A 19,604-nucleotide genomic window follows, 5' to 3' on the forward strand; every position below is an offset into this window, starting at 1 on the left:
ACATCGGAAACGATATCTTCAGAAGAGGTTTTTTGTTCAGAAATCACGCGACTTCGCCGTCACAATTTGTCCGCCAAAACCCGGGTCAAAAGAGCCTTGAACAAGGTTTCCCGCAGGGATGGAGAATTGCAGCGTGACCAGACAGGAAACTATGTTAAGGCTAAAAAACAACCACTTTCAGGACGACCACGTATGAGTGACACAAGTATTATCAATCCAACTTCCAAACGCATTATGGTCACCGGGGGCGCCGGATTTCTGGGCAGCCATCTGTGCGATCGCCTGGTTGAGGCCGGTCATGAGGTCCTGTGCGTCGACAACTATTTCACGGGACGGCGCGGCAATGTCAGTCACCTTTTAGACAAACCTAATTTCGAGTTGATGCGCCATGACGTGACCTTCCCGCTTTATGTGGAAGTGGACGAAATCTACAACCTTGCCTGCCCTGCCTCACCGATCCATTACCAGCACGATCCGGTTCAGACGACCAAGACATCCGTACACGGCGCGATCAACATGCTTGGCTTGGCCAAGCGTGTTGGGGCGAAGATAATGCAGGCCTCGACATCCGAGGTTTACGGTGACCCCGACATCCACCCCCAGCCTGAAACCTATTGGGGCAATGTGAACCCGATCGGCGTCCGTTCGTGTTATGACGAAGGCAAGCGCTGCGCCGAAACCCTGTTTTTCGATTATCACCGCCAGCATCAGTTGCGTATCAAGGTGGCCCGGATTTTCAATACCTACGGGCCGCGCATGCATCCCCATGACGGGCGCGTGGTCTCGAACTTCATCATGCAGGCGCTCAAGAACGAGGACATCACCATTTTCGGAGACGGCCTGCAAACGCGCTCGTTCTGCTATTGCGACGATCTGATAGAGGCCTTCATCCGCCTGATGGACACACCCGACGATGTGACGGGCCCGATCAATACCGGCAACCCGGGCGAGTTCTCGATGCTGGAGCTGGCCGAGGCGGTCATCGAACTGACGGGCACCAAATCAAAGATCGTGCACAAGCCCCTGCCGCAGGACGATCCCAAACAGCGCCAGCCCGATATCACGCTGGCCAGAAAACACCTCGACTGGGAACCCAAAGTGCCCCTGCGCGAAGGTCTCGTCCCCACGATCGCCTATTTCGAACGTCTCGTGAAAGCGGGCATTGCATAAGGGTCAGCGCCGCCCGGCAGATAAATGAAATCCCCGAACGTCAGATCCTGAGGGCTAGTTCATTTTTCTGGCGACCCACCCCAGAAACGCCTTGTCGGCGTTTCGCGGAGGGGTGCGGGCGGCGAAGGCCTGCCATTCGGCCTCCAGCGCGTAGATATCCGCGCCGGGCGCCAGCCTGCGGGCTTCGTCCAGTGTCTCGGGGGCCAGCAGCAGCCTGCCGCCGTCTTCAACCACCACGTCGCGGCGCGTGACCGAGATGATGTCGCCGGGTTCTTCCTTTAACTTGTAGTCCGGAAGATTTTCGTTGGCGATGATATCGCGCAGCATTGCGCGAAAGACGCGCCGGGGACTGGCAGAGCCCGACTTCTTCAACAGCACCTCAACCGAGACGCGCCAGCCCGATTGCTGCCCGCAATGTTTGCGCGCCAGCGCATAAAGCCGTCGCTCCAACGGGCGGCGCAGCGTGAAGTACGCCCGGCTCAGCGTCAGCACCGAACGCGCCAGCACCGCCTCATAGATCCATTCGCTTAACGTGACCGAAACCGAGACCATGCGCCCTGCCCGGGTCTTGCGCACGATCTCCCAGCGCTCAATCAGGCCGAAGCCTGTCGTGATCTCACGCTCGCCGTTGACGATATTGGTGGTGATGCGGGTTCCCGCCAGCCGCTCGAACGCCTCTTTCAGGCGGCGGTAGGCGTCACCGCTGGTCTCACGGCCGGTGGCAATCAGCAGATCGTGCGCCGTCAGCGTAAGCTGCCGCGACACCGCGCGGCCGGCGTTCAGCGCCGCCATCAGCTGGCTGATGCAGAAGATCAGGATATCGGCGTCAAAGATCGTGGCCCGCCCCTTGACCGAGGGCGTCACGGTCACCGCCACGTCATTGTGGGTGTAGTTCAGAATGCGCCGGTCGGGGCGCGTCGCCAATGAAAAGAGCGGATGCTCCAGCGATGCCAGATCGTGTTTCGGACTGGCCGCGAAAAAATCGCATACAAAGAAATCGTCTGGACCTGCCGCAGGTGTGCCTGTAGTCATCTGCCTCTCCGTGCCCCGTTTGCGGAACTATGTATTTTTTTCATTTTTGGTCAGGGAAGGACTGCTCTGTTTCCCCGGAAATGGATTCGTCGTTTCATTGACACCCAAGTTATCCACAGGCTGCGTTCAGGTATAGTCTTTTGCCCCCACAGATCGGGGGATCAGAGTCGGTCCTTCGGGGGATCAGAGTCGTTTTATCGGGGGTTCAGAGTCATCATGAACACAAGAACCATAAAAAAATCAAATTTTTTCAATAGCTTATTAGAACGCCTTTCCGCTTTAACTATAAATAACAAAAATTTAACACCATAAGCAGGTGCACAAAGCCTCCAAAGCCGCAATCTGGCGGCTAATGCCCTTATTTTCTTAGAAAAGAGATAAGGGTGAGACGATAAATCTTCCATGTAACACCTTTTGTGGTACTGTATTAAAAAAACAGGATATGGAGGCTTTGATGGGCAGTGACGGCCAGGTTCCCTATCTGGGCATTTCACCGGACGATGCGCTGGCAAATATGGGCGCGCCAATTGGTACGGAAGATCTCGCAGGGATCGCGGCAACATGCCGGAACGGTCGGGATACCCTTGCAGACCGCGGGCTGGACGCAACCGGTCAGAAAACTCTGCGCCGCTTTTCGACATGGGAGATTACCAAATATCTCATCCCCGTGGCCCCGGCCCATTTTCGCCGGGTGCTGCGCCAGAACCCCGGGTTGCCGCAGGGCCTGACAGAAACCGACGGCGGCGCAAAATGGTTCACCCTTGACGAGGTGCTGCGCTTGCGGGCGCATTTCGCGGCAGAGGGCAGCAAGCATCGCGACTACCTGCCCTATCGTCCCCCCGGCCTGCCCGCCAAGATCGTGGCCGTGGCCAATTTCAAGGGCGGTGTGGGCAAAACCTCGACAGCGGCGCATCTGGCGATGTCAGCCGCTCTGGACGGTTACAGGGTGCTGGTCATTGATCTCGACAGTCAGGGATCGATGACCTCGATCTTCGGGGGGCAGACCGGGGACAAATGGAAGACCGTCTTTCCCCTGCTCGCCCGCCATTACGGCGATCATCTGCGGAGGGACAACCAGTCGCGTCTGGATCGGGGGGAACCTCCCCTGCCCCTGGATGGCACCGTCGCGCAAGCCATGGAGATGACCACGCAGGATGTGGTTCAGCACACCCACTGGCCCAACATCGATCTTTTGGGCGCGCAGCTGGATTTGTATTGGACCGAGTTTCAGGTGCCGGTCTGGCACATGCAGGCGCGGGCATGGAAACTGTGGGATGCGCTTTCGGACCGGCTGGCCGCCGATGGGGTGCTGCGGGATTATGATCTTGTGGTGCTCGACACGCCCTCGTCTCTGGGAAACCTGACGATCAGTGCGCTGGCCGCTGCGGACATCCTGCTGGTGCCCACGGGCGCATCGTTCCTTGAGTTCGAAGCCACCAGCCGGTTTTTCGACATGCTGCAGACGACCTTTGCCTCGATTGAAGAGACCGAGAATATCGCCGCCCAGGCGCTGGGGCATGCGGGCCTGAGTTTCGAATGGGACGCCGTGCGCGCCGTGGTCACCCGTTTTGACAGTACCCAACAGGCGGAAACCGCTGCCCTCATGCAGGCCAGTCTCGGGACGGTGCTTTCCCCCCATCGTCAGGATTTCACGCCCCTTATCGGGCAGACCGGCGACCAGATCACAAGCGTCTATGAGACCGATTACCGGGATTTCAACCGCGAGGCCTATGCGCGGGGGCGTTCGGCCTTTGATGCGACCTATGCCGGTTTCAAACGCCTGCTCCTTGGTGCATGGCGCCGTGATGAACTGGCCGCCCAGGAGACAGCCGGCAATCAGGCATAAGCGTCCCGGACCGGATCAGCCGCAAAGTTGACAGCTGTCAACTCGAACCGACTGCCGCTGACAGACTCGGAAAAACCCGGCTGTCCGACGCGGTATTCTTCAGGCGGCGGCACGGTTCGTCCCGTTCAGCAAGGCCATCACCATCGGCCCGGGAGAGAATCCTCCAACCGCGGCCTTGCCTGCCAGCGCCCGCAGATACCCGCCGGGGCTGTTGATGGCGCCAAACCTCTGCAGAATGCAGGCCACCGTCACAGCGGCGACTTCCGGCCCCATTACTTCCTGCGCGTCCTGCCAGGCCGAGGAGCTGATCCCCATCATCCCACGCACATAGCTGGCGGCCACCACCAGATCACGCCAGTCGCGCGGTTCGCGTTCGCAATAAGGCAGGATATCAGGGCACGCCTTCAGGATAAGCGGCAGCGGCACCCGTGGCAGATCGCGATCCGGTTCGGCAGGATCGGTCCGGCCGCCTTCGCCCTTGTCCCTTTCAGGGCAGAGTTCAGATTCAGGGTTATCTGGTTTTGAATTCTGATAGTGCCGCCCGGAATCGTCGTCGTTGCCGCTCATTTTTTCTGTATTTAGGGCAAGCAGGGCGCGGATGTTTCCCAGAATGTCCGAGGTCCGGCGTTCCAGCCCGGACAGCTCTGCAAGGTCCAGCTTGCGGCGCATCAGCTTGTGAACCTCCAGCAGGTCGGCCAGAAGCGCATCCCAGTCGCCGGGCAGGGCGCTTTCCTGACCATAAAGCGCCAGTTTCAGAGCGTCCCGCTTGAGCAGGGACAGCTTCTCTCGGGCGGCGGCTAATTGTGCCTGATCCGCGCGCGCCTGATGCGCCGCGTCGGTGATCCGCGCGGCCTGTTGCAAAAGCGGGCGCAGGTCAAAGCCGAATGCACGGGCAATCTCACCATCCGCGCCGCGGCGGGCATACCGTTTGCCGTTGGGGCTGTCGTGACGGGCGATCAGCCCCGCATGAACCAGGGCGGCCAGATGCCGGCGCAGGGTGCTTTCGGCCATCCCATGAGCGCGATCCGACAGGGCCGCGTTCGACGGGAACACGATCAGGCTGTTATTATCCGACAGCGATGTGTTCGGGTGAAACGAGACCAGCGCGTTCAGCACCGCCAGATCCCGATCGGTCACGCCAAAGGCACGGCGGGCGGTGCACAGATCGCGCAGCAGCTCCCATTTGTCGATATGCGGGATCTCAGGCGCGGCCTGCATGGCCACCACCTGTTCGATCAGACCAGCCGTTACCGGCCGCCGCCCGAAAGGCGTCGTTGTAATGTGTTCCATATGCTGTCACGAGACAAAACTTTTTCACCCGCCGGACTCGACGCCAGTTGACAGCCGTCAACTCAAAGCCTTAAAATCGGAGGTGCTAAATCACCAATTCAGGCCTCTTGGAACTTCGGTTCTGAGGGGTCTTTTCTTTGCGTCCTGTCTGTTTCGTGCCTCCTTGTCGCTGCTCCACGGTTATCCCGCTTGTGCGGGTTATTCATCCCGGCCGGTTTTCCAGCGGTGATGAAGATCTGAGATGTTTTCGGCCAGCCAACCCTCGAATCCTTCGGCCGCTTTGATGTCGAGCGTCAGCACGGCCTTGGTGCCGCTGCGGCGCATCTGACCCAAAGCGGTGCCATCCGCGCCCTTCAGCGGCACATCGGTACGCGGGGCAGGAGGCTTGTGCGGGGTGAGGGCGGTCAGAACCGCTTCGAACCGGTCATCGGATGTGTCGCCCTGTGCAGCATTGATCGCGCTTTGCATCTGATCCTGCGGCAGCAGATCAGCCAGTTTCAGCCAGCGGTCCCGGCCCACCGACGGGGCAGCGCCGATGGCCTGGATCACCGGTTCAGGGATGCGGTCAGACACGGAAAGCATACGCGATATCAAAGTCTTATCTACATGAAGCGCATCGCAGATCACCTTGCGCTCATACCCCATGTCCTGCATTTGGCGGGCGAAGTTGACCTTTTCGATGAAGCTCAGATCGCGCCGAGCGCTGTTTTCCTGGCCCTGCGCCAGAATGACGGCGCGGTCGTCCAGCACCCTGATCAGCGCCTTGACCGGCTGACCCAACTCGCGCAGCGCCGCCACCCGGCGGCGGCCGTAGACAACCTGAAACCGTTCACTATCGTTGGGATTGGGGCGCAACAGCACCGGCACCTGCTGACCGTATTCCCGGATCGACTGTGCCAGCTCGGCTAGGCCGGTGGTCTCCTCCAGACGGTCGCGCAGACCGCCGTCATCGATTGTCCGCGGATCAATCTCCTGAACCGCACGTGATTTAAGATCCGAGATCGACTGGCTGACGGCCCCGATCGCGCCCGAGCCATAACGTGGCCGGGCCACATCAACTCGCGACGGTGCATCATCGGATGCCGGAGCAGGGGGGGCTTCCATCAGCCCCTTGAGCAAATTCTTACGCGCCATCGCTACGCCCCCATGCAGATTGGACCAGGGATGCGATCTCACCGTTCACCGCATTCAGGCTTTCCATCGCGCGCTCATAGGTGGCGCGGGTGAACTGTCCTTTTTCGACCTCATAAAGAGTCTGCTTGGTGATCCCGGCGTCAGAGATTGCGGTGGATTTCAGCACCGGATGGTTCAGCACGTGATCGCCAAACATTGATCGCATGAAGCTGACCATCTGGTTCTGGGGCCCGTCGCCGGGCTCATAGCGCGTCACCACATAGCGCATCCAATCATAGGACATGTTGCCGCCGGCTTCGCTGACCACGCCCAGCAGGTTCGAGGTCATCAGCAGGAACTGGCACATCGACATCACGTCCAGCATCTGCGGGTGAACGGTGACCAGTACCGCCGTGGCGGCGGACAGGGCCGACATGGTGAGAAAACCCAGCTGAGGCGGGCAATCGACGACAACAACATCATAGTCCTGTTCCACAGATGACAGCGTGTCGCCGATCCTTGTGAAAAACAGGTTACCGTCCCGTTGCGTCAGCGCACGGGGGGTGTCGTGTTCGAACTCCATCAGGTCCAGATTACCCGGAATGATGTCGAGATTGGTGAAATAGGTCTTTTGGATCACGTCGCGCAGCGGCACCGGATCGTCATAGCGGATCGCATCATACAATGTGCCGCCATCCAGCAAGTCGAACTCGGGCTGGAACCCGTGTAGTGCCGAGAGGCTGGCCTGGGGGTCCAGGTCAATCGCCAGCACCTTGTAGCCATCCAGCGCCATTTTCTGTGCCAGATGCGCGGCGGTGGTGGTTTTACCAGAGCCACCCTTGAAATTGATCACGGTGATGACCTGCAGGTGATCGCTTGCGCGGCGCCCGGGCAGATAGGTCCCCGGCGATTTGGCCCCGGCCTCCAGCAGTTCGCGCAGGGCCTGAATATCCTCGGGCGAGTAGTAGCGACGCCCGCCAGCCCGGGTTTCGGGCGAGGGACCCCGGCCATCCAGATGCAGCTTGCGCAGATAGGCGTCCTTGACGCCCAACAGCTCTGCCGCTTCGCCGGACGTGAACTTGCGCAGGGATCGCCTGGCATCCGGCGGGAACAGTTGCGCCCGATGCGCCTGCAGCCGTTCTGATAAACGCTGGGCGTGATCTCCGACCAACAGGTCGATCCGTTCTCTGTTATGGCTCGATTGCCGGGCCTCCGGTACGGGGACCCCTGCGGTTGCTTGCTCCATCTTTGCCCTCATTCGGCCTTTCGTTGTTACGCTTGCGGCCGTTTTATTCACTGCTTTCCGTAATTAATGCGGTGTAAGCTGCGATTCATGCAAGCGTTTTTTCTATATTCCGTGGTCAAGAGGGTAGCGGGCACAAGGCTGTGCTGCTTAAGTTGCCTGAAGGAATGACCAAATATTCCCGCGAAGGGGGGCTTCAATAATCATCAAAACCACGCTCAGCATTAACGATTGTTAACACCAGTAAGAATTGATTTTTAGATGACCTTGGGCCGAACGTCCTCATGATGCACCAGGCAAACACCTCCGACGTTCCGGCTAGGCTTGACGTAGACCTGTGCATTGTCGGTGCAGGTGCCGCTGGTCTGACTGTGGCACATGAACTGGCCGACACGGGTTTGACCATCGCGGTTCTCGACACCGGTGACCTTGATCGAAACCACGCTGCACAAGAGTTTTCCGACGTCGAAAGCCCTGAAAACGAAGTCCCGCGTCATGCGCGAATTCGCCAGTTCGGAGGGTCCACTACGGCCTGGTCTGGGAAGTGGTTGCCATTGACGCCGGAAGATCTGCAAGGATCAAGTTGGGCGGAAGACAGTGGTTGGCCCATCAGAGCCGAAGACCTGCACCCATATTATGCGCGAGCCTCTAAAATCCATAAAGGACCGGCACCCGAAGATTATGCACAATGGAAAACCGCACCCAATACTAACGCGTCGAATACGCGGTTGAAGCCCGTTTCGGTTTATTGGCTAGACAGCGGGCAATTGGATTTTAGCCAAACGATAGGCAAGGTCATCGCGAAAAGCGAGACGATAACTGTGTTTCTGCAATGCACGGCTACCAATGTCGTGTTGACAGATGATCTGTCCCGGGTGGCGTATCTCGAAGCTCAATCCAAACAGGGCCAAAAGACGACGCGAGTAGTTGCGCGAGAATATGTTCTAGCCTCTGGTGGCATCGAAAATGCGCGTCTTATGCTGGCGTCAAATGGCCAGATGAAAAACGGGATCGGAAATACTTACGACATCGTTGGCCGCTACTATATAGACCACCCCGGGGGAAGTGTTGCGATGGTGACGCTCAATCGCGGAAAAACCTTCCCGGACGATTTTGGTATGGCTCTTCCGCAGAATGGCCGGCACAGGATGGATATCGGGTCATACATGACCCCTCAAACGCGCAAAGATGGGCGCTTCGTTAATTCGTATTTTGTTTGGCGGGCCGCGCTGGACGTGGTGCCCACCGCTGAGATACGCAAGCTCTTTTCGACACTTGTGTTGATCAAACACCGCCCGAGCCATGTGAAATTATACGCCGAGCTATTGTGCGATCTGTTTAAGGTCCAGAAGATCCTTGCTGTACGGTACTTGTGGTTTCTTGTTTCCAAGAAAGCGGGGCTCCGAGGGCCTGACCGCAAGTTCCGGATCAATTACCATATCGAAATGGCGCCGGATTCCGAAAACAGGGTGACCCTGTCGGATAAGTCGGACCCTCTCGGAAGACCTTTGTCAAAGGTACGCTGGAAGGTGTCAGAGGCCGAATTACAGTCCATCCTAAAACTGCATGACGAAATCCAGACCCTTCTGGATGGCACCGGTGCGGGAACGCTTTCCTGGGATGCCGGTCGGCCGCCGAAGACCGACGAGTTGCCATATTCCAGTGCTTCGCACCATATGGGCACGACCCGAATGGGCAAAGATCCGGAGAACTCGGTTGTTGATGAGGAATGTCAGGTACATGGCATCGGCAATTTGCACATTGCCGGCTCTTCGGTGTTTCCCACCGGCGGCTTCTCCAACCCAACTTTCACTATTGTTGCTCTGGCTATTCGCCTGGCGGATCGACTTAAGGTAAAGCTTCTATGATACCAAAATTGCTATCGTGGGTGCGGGCAAACGCGTCAGATTCGCAGTTCTACCGGCCATTCTGGCCTTAGGCGATCAGGTTTTGCTTTCTGGCATCCACAGCCGCAAACCTCACGCCGTGCCGCTGCCGGATGGCACCCAGCTTTCCACGAGCACGTCCTTGAATGCGAAGCACTTTGAAGACATCGATATTGTTATCGTTGCTGTGCGTACGAATGCGATCTGGGGCGTTCTCAATGCGCTCAACGATATCCCGCGTAAGAAAGACATTTCCATTGTTATGGATACGCCTCCTCTGCGACTTTCTGATTTTGTAAAAATGCGTACATTCTCAGGATTCAAGTCTGTCATCGTCGGGGAGGATTGGTTTAAGCTCTCTCCGATACTGCTCATCAAGGATCTCATTACCCGCGGTGCGATCGGTGGTGCGCTGCACCAGATTAAACTGGACCGCATGAGCTATCGCTACCACGGGCTGGTAACCTTGCGGTCCATCGCCGGCACGCGCTGGTTCCGCTCGATAAAGGCAACGATGGCGGAGGATGGCAAAACGTCATACTCGGTTGTCACCGGGAACGGTATTTCGTGCCGGGCGATTCTGCCAAGAGATTACACGCGTGGCACCCTGTATGTAGCCGGAAACCGTGGGTGGATATCAAACCATGTGCCTGATGGTGACGCAGGCGATGGCCACCTTATTGGATTTCCGCTGGAGGAGTCCGGCTGGTATCAGCCGATATCGCTTGATGGGAATATGCTGCCCTCTGATGCAGTTGATCAAAACGTGACAAGTCTCCCACTCGAATATCTCGAAGACAATACCGCAATCAACCGGTTGAAAATCCGAGGATATGCAAGATTGGTCGAAGATCTGATGACCGACAACGTGGAGTATGACATTATTGACGGCCTCTACGACTACTTTGCCACCGCCGCCGTGGAGCGCTTAAAGCGCTTCTGCGATCTGCCGGTGCGTAACTCACAGCAAAGTGTCCTGCGCATTGTGTTGTCCCTTCATCAGTATGAGCGACAAACCCCAGAGTGTTACCTGTGAAAGTCCGTATTGAACTGAGCGAATCCCCAATATTGGGGTAGGTTCCCGAGCAAATTTGGCTACTCTTTGCCCCTGCTGGCTGGGTTTGGTTGCTTCGTTCTTTTGGAACAGCCTATCCTAAAAGATCTGCCGCGGGGTTCTCAACAATATCGACGTCGTCGTAGTATTTCTGCGCCTGTGCCACGGAGCGATGCAGGGACAGGCGCATAGCGGCTTGGATCGGGGCACCGTCCAGCGCCGCCTGGGTCAGAAAACCTGAGCGCAGCCCGTGGGCGGAGGCAAATCCCTCCGGCAATCCCGCCAGTTTCAACCGATGTTTGACGATCTGAGTGATGGCATCGGGAGAGAGGCGGCGCGCCAACACTCGATCGGCTTTTGAGATCGGCTGGAACAGCGGTCCATCTTTTATCTGCCCAACCTCGATCCAGTGCACCAATGCCTGTGCTGCACGGCCCTTCAGCACCAGGCGCGGGGTCTCACCCTTGCCCGTGGTCTTGGTTCCCAGTAGCGACAGCCAGACCAGACCGGTTTTGTCAAACTCCTTGCATGACGCGTCCTCGCGCATCAGCCCGGTGATCTCGGATCGCCGGCGGCCGCCAGAGGCCCAGCCCAGCATCAGCATGGCTCGGTCGCGGCAATCGCGGCGGGAGCCCCGGCAGGTGGCCAGCAGCTGCTCCAGAATGTCTCGGGTGATCGGGTGCTGCGATTTCGGGGCAGGAGGCCGGGCGGCGGCGCGGCGCGCCTTGGCGCGGGCCTGTTTCACCTGAGGGGAGTCAAAGGGGGACGCGAGGTTCTTCATCCGGTGAAAAGCCAGCCAGGAGGCGATGCGCCGGTCCAGGGTCGACGGGGCAGGGCAGGCGAGGGACTTGCGCAGCCCTTGCGAAATCAGCGCTTCGGCGGTTTCACGGGCAACATCCGTTTTCGACGCGTCATTCAGGTCGCGGGCGTGGTCAAGAATAAAGGCCAGCGCCGTGGCTGCACTTTCGGGCCAGTCCAACGCCGTCCCAAAGCGTGCTGTTTTCCACGCAGTGATGTAAAGCAGGTCGCGCTCATAAGCCCGCAAGGTGTTGGCGGGCGTGCCGCGGATATAGAGATCGGTCAGCGCCTCCTGATCGTCCGCGGACAGGGCAGGGGAGGGGGCGGGCAAGTGGGGGGGCAAAGTGGAGGTTGTGGGCTTCATGGGTGCCAGTTTGACGTGTTTATCCGGCGAAATCATTTATATCCGATAAGGGATACTTATCGGGTGTAATAGGAAAATTCAAATGCAACGAGAGTAACAAGCAAAATTGTCACGTTTCGCGCACAAAGAAGATAGAGCCATTGCTCAATAACCGAAATCGCGCAGGCAGGGAGAGCACTTCAAAGTAGAATTTGCGATAGGGCTGGCTTTGTTGCAAAGTTTTGAGCTGACCGAACTGTCAAGGCGTTCGCAACGAAGTTAGGCCGCCGGTTCAGCGAATTGACGAGACGGACAGAAGACAGGCATAAATTTGGCGTCAACGGGTATATGGAGGAAAAAGGTCTCGGTGTCGGCAGTTTAACTCACGGCTCAAAAACGGCTCAGAGCAATTTGTAACGCAACTACCTTATCCTGCCATAATCTCCAAGAATAAGCGGGTGCAGTTTGAAAAACTCGTATTTTCCCAAATCGTGATGGGAGCAAATTTGTTCCTCGAGAATGTCTTCACGCCGGGAAAGGGATTCCGCCTCTTTCCAAGTAACAGGCGCGGGTGCCGGTGGACTGGCACAGGCGTACATTCTGGTTGAGGACTTTCTAGCGGGTGCGCCACTGTTCGCCGAGTTCATATATGGTGAGTATTTGAAGCAGCTGCCGGAGTGGTTTTAGGGGACGGCTTCGAGGATACGCTGAGCGTCCGGGACGCACGCTACCCGAAACGCTCAACCAGATAGTGAATTGAGGCTGACATACGGTCGACGGACCAGGGTCGCCAAAATCTGAATGTCTCAATCTCGTTCGCAATATTTGCTACATTTTGCATGGTTGCCGACATGTCTCCGAACAGACGCGCAAGATCGGGGCGATAGATTGTGTTCATGACCTGGGTAAACGCCTCAGATGATCCCAGCATATCCAGTTTAGGTTCGTCTGCCACATCCAGAATAACGAGCTTTCGCAGGTGCCGCGGTTCCGAAACAAAGTACTCAGGCGAAAAGACGTGGAATTTTTCAGCGCGGGTCGTGTCACGCGTCAGGGTCTCGGGCTGCAATCCAGAACGCTCGACAGTATCTTTCCACAGCTTCTGCCGGAAAATTCCACAGTGAAGCAATGTATTACTTTCAGTCGGATCAATGACGGCAACATCGTCAGACAACAATCGCCAGCCGGTTTTCTTAAAGATCTCATAGGCCGTCGTGGACTTCCCCGCACCACTCTGGCCGGTGAAGGCCAAAATGCCATTCGGGGTCTCAACCGCACTTATATGGAGCGGCAGAAGCTGCCGTTGATGCAGGAGGGCACCGAATATTGTCCCAAACAAGTAATACCGGACATCAATCATCGAAGCACCGACCGCGGGCTGAATGACAATCCGTCTGCCCGCGGAAATCAGATACCTTGCGACGTCTTTCACAGAATACGTGCATTCGGTTTGGTTGAACTCCAGGAAGTCCTCTACCTTCCGACCGTTTTCCAGGTCAGTCGGAACAGAACCCCTTGTGATGTGAACAGCGTGGTCCGGCAGCTGCGCGTCAGCGCCTGCTATATTGGGCGAGCCTAGCTCCGGAAGCTCAAAGTCAGATACAAGAGGAAATCCGAATACGTGGTAAAAGTAGCTTGCTGTTTTGGTCATGAGTTGTATCTAAACCAGTTCTTTTTGAGCATTGAATACAATGCAAAACACAGAGATGGCCTGAGGAATCTGAATAGTTAGGCGAAGTGGTGTCGGGTCTGGCTCTGTCGAAAGCGCTGCTTTATCAACAGAGCCTTTGCCGGATTGAAGGGGCAGGTGAGTGTCCATTTCGTCACGAGATGTAATAATCCCGGTACCTGCCTTTATAATAATTGTATCCGTCATATGCGTATTTCGTAGCCCGTGCTTCGTTCACCATCGTCATCACGACACCTGCAATAGGGGCGCCCACAGATCGCATTTCCTTAAGGCCTTCCAGCACAGCCCCGCGCGGAGTTTTGTCCCAGCGCACGGCATAGACGACCGTATCCACCAGCTTAGACAGGATACGTGCATCGGTTACGACTAGGGCTGGCGGCGCGTCGAGGACAACTAGGTCATATCTTTGGCTCAGCGCTTCGATAAGCTTCTCGAAGCGCTTCGAAGACAGTACGTCGGCGGCATTGATGGATCCAAGGCGCTCGCCCCCACAAACTGTGAGTACGTGGACACCCGAGGTGGGTTCCTCGTAAATCGCATCATTGATCGGGGTTGTTCCGTCGATCACAGTCAGTAATCCGGGTCGGACATCCGCATCCTGGATCATGTGCGACACGGCAGGCATACGTAGATCACAATCGACGATAATCGCTGTTTTTCCCATCTGGCGGCTGGTCATTGCCGTCAGCATTGCGGTAGCGGTTTTGCCTTCTTGTGGAACGCTGGAGGTGAACATTAGCACCTTGGGCGGTTTGTCCACATTAGACAAAAGGATACTGGTCCTGAGGTTCCGAATCGATTCCGCGAGCGAGGAGTTCGGCTTGTCTTGCAGTTCCTTCAGAACGGCGTGGCGTTTCACTCGTGAACCGATCGAGGGCAGAATACCCAGAACAGCCTCACCGGATATTTTTTCCAATTGTTCCGGTGAGCGGAAGGTATTGTTCAACAAATCCAGAAATACGACGATCCCGACACCAATCGCCCCACCCAGGAACATGGTCAGCAGCATAGTGCGGCGTTGCTGTTGTGATTGCGCCCGGAGGGGGACTTCTGCAGGCGACAAGACGCGGGCATCTGCAGTTTCAAGGTCCTCTTGCGCGTTGGCTTCCCGCAACCGGTTAAGGAAATTCTCGTAAAGGGCCCGGCTGGCCTGCGCCTCCCTCTCTAGCTGGCGCAGCGTTCCTTCATCTGCTGACTGTTCGAACGCTTTCTGTTCCAGTTCGCGAACTTCCGTAATCAGGGCCGCTTCCCGCTCTTGGGCGGCCAAAAAGTCTTTTTGAGTAGCGACAACGATCTTCTTGGCCTCTTCAAGAACCTGTTCGCGGATTTGACTACGCACTTCCTCAAGCTGGCGCTTGGCAAGCACCAAAGATGGGTTGTCCTGAGAAACCGACGCGTTCAGAGTGATGACCTGGGCTGCAAGATCGGTTTCCTGCCGTCTGATTTCCGCGACCACGGGTGACGCCCGGAATTCCGAAACCGTGTCCAGCGTGTCGACGTCCTCCAGCGCGTTTCTCAGTCGGATGTAATTTGCCTGAATGCGCGCGGTGTCACTTCGTGCCTGTACCAGTGTCGCGTTGAGGGCCGCCAGTTGCTGTTGGGTTATATTGAGGCTCTGACCTTGTTCCACAGCGAGGGCTGATCGCGCGTCCGCAACCTTGTTTTCCGCAACTTCCACGCGGTCCTGTAATTCATCGACCCGAACGCTCAGCCAGTTTGTGGCGGCCTGTGTCGCTTCGAGTTTGGCCTCAAGTTGGTCAACGATGTACTGATTGGCGATCGCATTGGCAACTTCGGCGGCCGTGTTCCGGTTGGTCGACACAAAGGATATGTTCAGTACGTGGGAATCTCCCACCGGTGCCAGCCGCAGGCCGGATAGGACATTGCGTACGATTGCCACTCTCAGGCGGTTTTCCCGCGCGATCTGCCGGGCTTCGGCATCCGCAGCCGGCAGCGGCGGCCGCGGCGGGGTGACCAGCCCCAGATCCTTCATGATGTCGACGACTTCGGGCGGCAGCGTAATGTAGCTTCTGGCCAGATCTATGAGGCTGAGCTTCTCTTCGCGTAACGCCGGGTTGAATTCAGGGTTCTGGTCCAGATTAAGCTGGTCGACTACCCTCTCGATCAGGCTGGTCGACGACAGGATGAGCATCTGATCTTCCAGCTTGCTCCTGTCGAACCGCTCTTCATCCAGGATACTCTGAAGATCCACAATATTGCTTTTCTGGATGTCGAACATCACCGTTGCGTTTGCCCGATACGTGGGCACGATCTGAGAGACTGAGAGATAACCCAACACATAGGCGATCAGCAGGCAGATCGCGATGATCCACTTGCCATGCCAAATCTTCGAGACAAGCCCGCGAATATCAATCGTGTCGTCGATATTGTCCAAGGGGTCTTTCCGTGGTTTGGCCGTGTTAACCGGGTTCGACAGGACCAATGGCTTAACTAACTTATTCACTCTACACTCACCTGAACTAAAACCAACTTTCAACTCTAAAAAGATTTTGTGCCCGCGCCTTTATCGATGCGTGCAACAATGCACCGGAAAACGGATGTTTGTAATATATGGTTCCCTCATACTCATATATCTACTGCTTGCACTCACATCACGACACCAGCTTTTTTGCTTGCCGAGACAAGCAAGCATCTGAATATTGTATTCATATCACGTTGTAAAAGTGTGCAGACGTTGTCCAAAAAATGACGATGTCCGAAAAGAGCTAACCAGGCTTTACTGTTCGACCCTGGGCTTTAGAGAGTGCGGATTGTGAAGATTGAAGTTATTGAGCGTGTTGTCCGCGTTGCGGCCATTGTCGTTTTCCTGGCATTGGTGTGGGTGTGTCTGGGTGGAGAGACACTGATTGTGGCCCCCACTCCGATTGCAAGCTTCCTTGTACATCTGGTGATTTTCTTCTTTCTCGGTGTTGTCAGCCATTTGGGTTGGGTCGAAGCGGCCCCCCGCGTGGCTGTTCTGACGATCACACTGGCGGTGGTGCTTGAGGTTGGGCAACTGGGCCTGCCCGGGCGGACATTTTCCATGCTGGACCTTGCCGGAAATCTGATCGGCGTGGCATTGGCCTGGGTCTTTTTCAGGGTTTTGCTGAACTTCAAGCGAACTATTCGGTTATAGCCTCTGCCTCAGGCTCTGTGGATGCCGGTTCCGGGCTGACGGGGTTATGCACGGTCCTGCCCGCACGCGGCTTCCGTGTCGGGAAGCTCTGAGCCCAGCCCATTGCAAGAATGACTGCGAACAATGCTGCGATGGCGGGAATCTGCAGACTGAAATCAAACAGGGAATGGGTGGCCGCCGTTGCAATGGCGGCCAACGCAAAGCAGGGAAACGCGCGGTTGCGGCGGCGGATCACGGTTCCGCGGTGAATGTGCAAGGTGATGATTAGAAGCGCCAGGTAGAAGGCCGCCGCCGCCGGAACGCCCAACTCGAACGCATTCTCCAGATAAGAGTTGTGCGCCCTGACCCATTCGCCAATGGCCGCCTCTGCGGGAACATGCTGGCGGAAGACATCATGAAACGCCCCCAGCCCGTGCCCCAGAACCGGGCGGTCCATGATCGCCTTCACGACCTCCGGATAGATCAGAAAGCGACCGCTTCCTGCCTCGGCCGTCAGGATCCTGTTAGTCATGCCTGTGGCGCTCGTCAGAATGACGAACCCGACTACGGCTGCCACAACCAGCAAAAGCCACGGGTTCCATCGCCGCCCTTCCCCTTTCCATGACACCAAAAACACGCACAGCCCCACAAGCCCCGCAATCCCGCCGGCGCGGGACTGGGTCAGGGACAGCGCCCCCAGGCACAAGAGCGCACCAAGGGCATAAATCCAAATGCCACCAAAGAATCTCTCCAGCATGTCCCGCAGAAAACTCTGCCAGTTTTCACTATTGACCCGTGTACCGCTGACGACATGCAAATAGGCCGCGATATTCGCCAGAAGCCCAAAGACCGCATAGGTGGCATAGCTGTTGCGGTTGACAAATGTTGAGGTCACGACAGATGCTTGTCCGTCATCACCCAGAACCGGATTATGCCCGGCGGCCATGGCATAAATGCCGTAGATTGCGAATGCGGTTGAGGCAAGGGCCAGGGCCCTGAGCATCATCTCCGCACGGGCGGTTGCCACGGCAGCGCGGAATGCGACCCAGAAGACCATCGCGTAGCAAAGATAGCGCATGATGATCTGATGGCCCTGCCCGGGGTCCGCCGAGATACGACCGGACACATCGCCCAGGGTCGTCCAGACCGGATGGGTATAGGACGCCGGCAGGCCGGGAAGAAGCTGAATCCCGCCCCAGACGGTAGCGCCCAGAAACAGAGCGGCAGGCAGCCACAGCCCCCCGGCCTGTTTGGGCAGGCGCTGGGTACTGTCAACGAATACCTGCGCCACAAAAACAATCAGGATGGCAACGGACAACAACGTCCATGACACAGGCCGGTTTGCCCCCAAAGACAAAGCCGCAAGCAGGACGCATCCCATAAGCGCCCATAGGATAGCCCGTTGTAAACCAGAGAATCGTTCACGTGTTTTCATGGCACCACGTTTCAGGGAATTGTGAGATTATTCCAACGGGTTCGCGGCAAAAGCCCCGACGACACGTTGCGCGGACAAGCGTTGCAGCAAAGATACATCTGTATCGTCTGCGCAATGGACAGGTGAGAGCACTGGCGCCTACACTGAGAACCACGAGTTTATCTGTGCCGGGTGTGCTGATGGGAAAAATATTGTGTCGCATTTTTTGCGCCGTTGTATTGGTCGGCGCGATTTTGAACTTCGTGATGGTGTTTGAATCCAGTCCTGCCTTCAACAGCAACCAACGCGGCGAAAATGTGGACGGCGATTGGCGGGTGCCCAATGCCGCTGCCCATTACGACAAAGCAGAATACTTGCTCGAACTTGCTTACAGTTTTCTCAACGAGCTTGATCTGACTTATGATCCGTCCACCGGTGATGCGACGATCATAACTATGGAGGAACAGGAAGCGCGGACCCGGAAGGCGCTGGACCTGATCAATCACTCCCTCCGGCTCGACCCTGCAAATGCCTCTGGCTGGACATATCTGGCACAGGCCCAAGGGCGCTCCAGTGACATAAATGCCATGCGTGATAGTTTGGAACGGTCATGGGAGTTTGCTCCCTATAACTTGCAGCTTGCACCCTTGCGGCTGCAGCTTGTGATGCAGATCTATCACGCCAATCTTCACCGGCCTGAACAAGTGGCGGCCCTGTCCGATCAGGAGATAGCGTCGGCCCACCGGGATGGCCTGGTCCTGCGCGCGCAGCTGCCGAGGCATCTTGAGCGCCTAATGCCAGAAGGCGACCCTGTTCGCGATTTGCTGGGGGATCTCAGAAACGCGCACCCCGAAAGTTGAGCCTTTTCATGCATGGTAGCTGTTGTTTTTACCCATGAGACTGTCAGGAGGAGGGAGTTCGCGCCCTTTCGGCTGAGTATCTCACAGGGCAAAGACCCTTGTAGAAAAGAGTCATGGCGTGCGAGTGCGTCAAGAATGTCTGAATACGCTTTTAGCTAAACGTAATTGATGCCCGCTTGTTTCTGACGCGTTATGACACATTTAACGACAAATCGGCGGAACTCTACCGTTCGCGACTATTGTTGTGGCGTGAGTACTCAAAAGGTTGTTAACTATCGGTTAAGGCGAGTAGCGCAATATTGTTCGAAAAGGACAAGCGAAGAATGGCTGCATTTCTATTTGGCGTTGTGGTGGGATGGGTATCCACATTTGCCATGTGGTTCATCTGGTCGTTCGGCTGGATATCAGGCCTGTTCGGGGGTGCCATAATTGGCGCTGCTGCGGTGTTTGTGGTCCTGACTTTGCAATGGGCGCTTCTGGATATGAAAAAATCGCAGAACCGTGGTGAGATATTTGCCTGGTTCAAAGCTCATTGATTTTGGGCTCGTAACATAGGCGTCGATCAAATTATTGTGCCGTGAAGTGAGCGGATATTTCTGATTGACACATAGTGTGTTCTTGAATCAACCCCGGTAAGAGCCAGGATTTGGTCGGCGATGGGTGTTGCAAGGGTATGTTTTTACCACAAATTTCATGTCGAAAGGGCAAAGGGTGCAAGAAAGTAAGACTGCGCACGTATCGGTTGCGCGC

General features: G+C 56.6%; 15 protein-coding genes and 1 pseudogene. 8 read left to right on the forward strand and 8 right to left on the reverse strand.

Annotated features, from left to right (window positions below; all coding sequences use genetic code 11):
- Window positions 1-192 precede the first annotated feature (192 nt).
- A complete protein-coding gene (locus QMP16_RS21455; protein ID WP_282154048.1) occupies window positions 193-1,170 on the forward strand; it encodes a UDP-glucuronic acid decarboxylase family protein in 978 nt (325 codons plus the stop codon).
- A gap of 54 nt (window positions 1,171-1,224) precedes the next feature.
- On the opposite strand, the gene QMP16_RS21460 is transcribed toward QMP16_RS21455, so the two are convergent.
- Window positions 1,225-2,202: a replication initiator protein A gene (locus QMP16_RS21460; protein ID WP_282154049.1), complete on the reverse strand. Its 978-nt coding sequence runs from the start codon at window positions 2,200-2,202 to the stop codon at window positions 1,225-1,227.
- A gap of 454 nt (window positions 2,203-2,656) precedes the next feature.
- On the opposite strand from QMP16_RS21460, the gene QMP16_RS21465 reads away from it, so the two are divergent.
- Window positions 2,657-4,048 carry an AAA family ATPase gene (locus tag QMP16_RS21465; RefSeq protein WP_282154050.1) on the forward strand — a complete coding sequence of 464 codons (1,392 nt, stop codon included), beginning with the start codon at window positions 2,657-2,659 and terminating at the stop codon, window positions 4,046-4,048.
- 99 nt (window positions 4,049-4,147) lie between these two features.
- Here QMP16_RS21465 and repC read toward each other — a convergent pair whose 3' ends face one another.
- From repC to repA, 3 genes are all read right to left on the reverse strand, one after another.
- Window positions 4,148-5,338, reverse strand: a complete 1,191-nt coding sequence (gene repC, locus QMP16_RS21470; RefSeq protein ID WP_282154051.1) for a plasmid replication protein RepC — start codon at window positions 5,336-5,338, stop codon at window positions 4,148-4,150.
- Between the two features lie 198 nt (window positions 5,339-5,536).
- Entirely contained in the window at window positions 5,537-6,472 is a 936-nt protein-coding gene (repB, locus tag QMP16_RS21475; protein ID WP_282154052.1) for a plasmid partitioning protein RepB, read from the reverse strand.
- Window positions 6,462-7,697: a plasmid partitioning protein RepA gene (gene repA / locus QMP16_RS21480; RefSeq protein ID WP_282154053.1), complete on the reverse strand. Its 1,236-nt coding sequence runs from the start codon at window positions 7,695-7,697 to the stop codon at window positions 6,462-6,464. Before repA ends, repB begins: the two co-directional genes overlap by 11 nt.
- 284 nt (window positions 7,698-7,981) lie before the next feature.
- Here repA and QMP16_RS23690 point away from each other — a divergent pair.
- From QMP16_RS23690 to QMP16_RS21495, 3 genes and pseudogenes are all read left to right on the forward strand, one after another.
- Window positions 7,982-8,083, forward strand: a pseudogene (locus QMP16_RS23690) (hypothetical protein); the annotation flags it as partial.
- 165 nt (window positions 8,084-8,248) lie between these two features.
- Window positions 8,249-9,562 (forward strand): GMC family oxidoreductase, encoded by a 1,314-nt coding sequence (locus QMP16_RS21490; protein ID WP_348774627.1) that lies wholly within the window; start codon window positions 8,249-8,251, stop codon window positions 9,560-9,562.
- 16 nt (window positions 9,563-9,578) lie between these two features.
- On the forward strand, window positions 9,579-10,616 hold the full coding sequence (locus tag QMP16_RS21495; protein ID WP_282154054.1) for a hypothetical protein: 1,038 nt from the start codon (window positions 9,579-9,581) through the stop codon (window positions 10,614-10,616).
- A gap of 112 nt (window positions 10,617-10,728) precedes the next feature.
- On the opposite strand, the gene QMP16_RS21500 is transcribed toward QMP16_RS21495, so the two are convergent.
- The 3 genes from QMP16_RS21500 to QMP16_RS21510 form a co-directional block, all read right to left on the reverse strand.
- Entirely contained in the window at window positions 10,729-11,796 is a 1,068-nt protein-coding gene (locus QMP16_RS21500; RefSeq protein WP_282154055.1) for a tyrosine-type recombinase/integrase, read from the reverse strand.
- A 706-nt stretch (window positions 11,797-12,502) separates the two neighbouring features.
- Window positions 12,503-13,426 (reverse strand): hypothetical protein, encoded by a 924-nt coding sequence (locus tag QMP16_RS21505; protein WP_282154056.1) that lies wholly within the window; start codon window positions 13,424-13,426, stop codon window positions 12,503-12,505.
- 172 nt (window positions 13,427-13,598) lie between these two features.
- Complete coding sequence (locus QMP16_RS21510) at window positions 13,599-15,929, reverse strand: GumC family protein (protein ID WP_282154057.1); 2,331 nt, start codon at window positions 15,927-15,929, stop codon at window positions 13,599-13,601.
- 309 nt (window positions 15,930-16,238) lie between these two features.
- Here QMP16_RS21510 and QMP16_RS21515 point away from each other — a divergent pair, with 309 nt between their 5' ends.
- Window positions 16,239-16,601 carry a VanZ family protein gene (locus QMP16_RS21515; RefSeq protein WP_282154058.1) on the forward strand — a complete coding sequence of 121 codons (363 nt, stop codon included), beginning with the start codon at window positions 16,239-16,241 and terminating at the stop codon, window positions 16,599-16,601.
- On the opposite strand, the gene QMP16_RS21520 is transcribed toward QMP16_RS21515, so the two are convergent.
- Window positions 16,588-18,015 (reverse strand): O-antigen ligase family protein, encoded by a 1,428-nt coding sequence (locus QMP16_RS21520; RefSeq protein ID WP_282154059.1) that lies wholly within the window; start codon window positions 18,013-18,015, stop codon window positions 16,588-16,590. The genes QMP16_RS21515 and QMP16_RS21520 overlap by 14 nt on opposite strands.
- 248 nt (window positions 18,016-18,263) lie before the next feature.
- Between QMP16_RS21520 and QMP16_RS21525 the strand changes: the two genes are divergently transcribed.
- Window positions 18,264-18,854 carry a hypothetical protein gene (locus QMP16_RS21525; protein ID WP_282154060.1) on the forward strand — a complete coding sequence of 197 codons (591 nt, stop codon included), beginning with the start codon at window positions 18,264-18,266 and terminating at the stop codon, window positions 18,852-18,854.
- A 323-nt stretch (window positions 18,855-19,177) separates the two neighbouring features.
- The gene (locus QMP16_RS21530; RefSeq protein WP_282154061.1) at window positions 19,178-19,390 is read left to right on the forward strand and encodes a hypothetical protein; all 213 of its coding nucleotides are present in this window, start codon (window positions 19,178-19,180) and stop codon (window positions 19,388-19,390) included.
- Window positions 19,391-19,604 lie beyond the last annotated feature (214 nt).

The sequence above is a fragment of the Ruegeria atlantica genome (assembly GCF_947495585.1).
Taxonomy (GTDB): Bacteria; Pseudomonadota; Alphaproteobacteria; order Rhodobacterales; family Rhodobacteraceae; genus Ruegeria; species Ruegeria atlantica_G.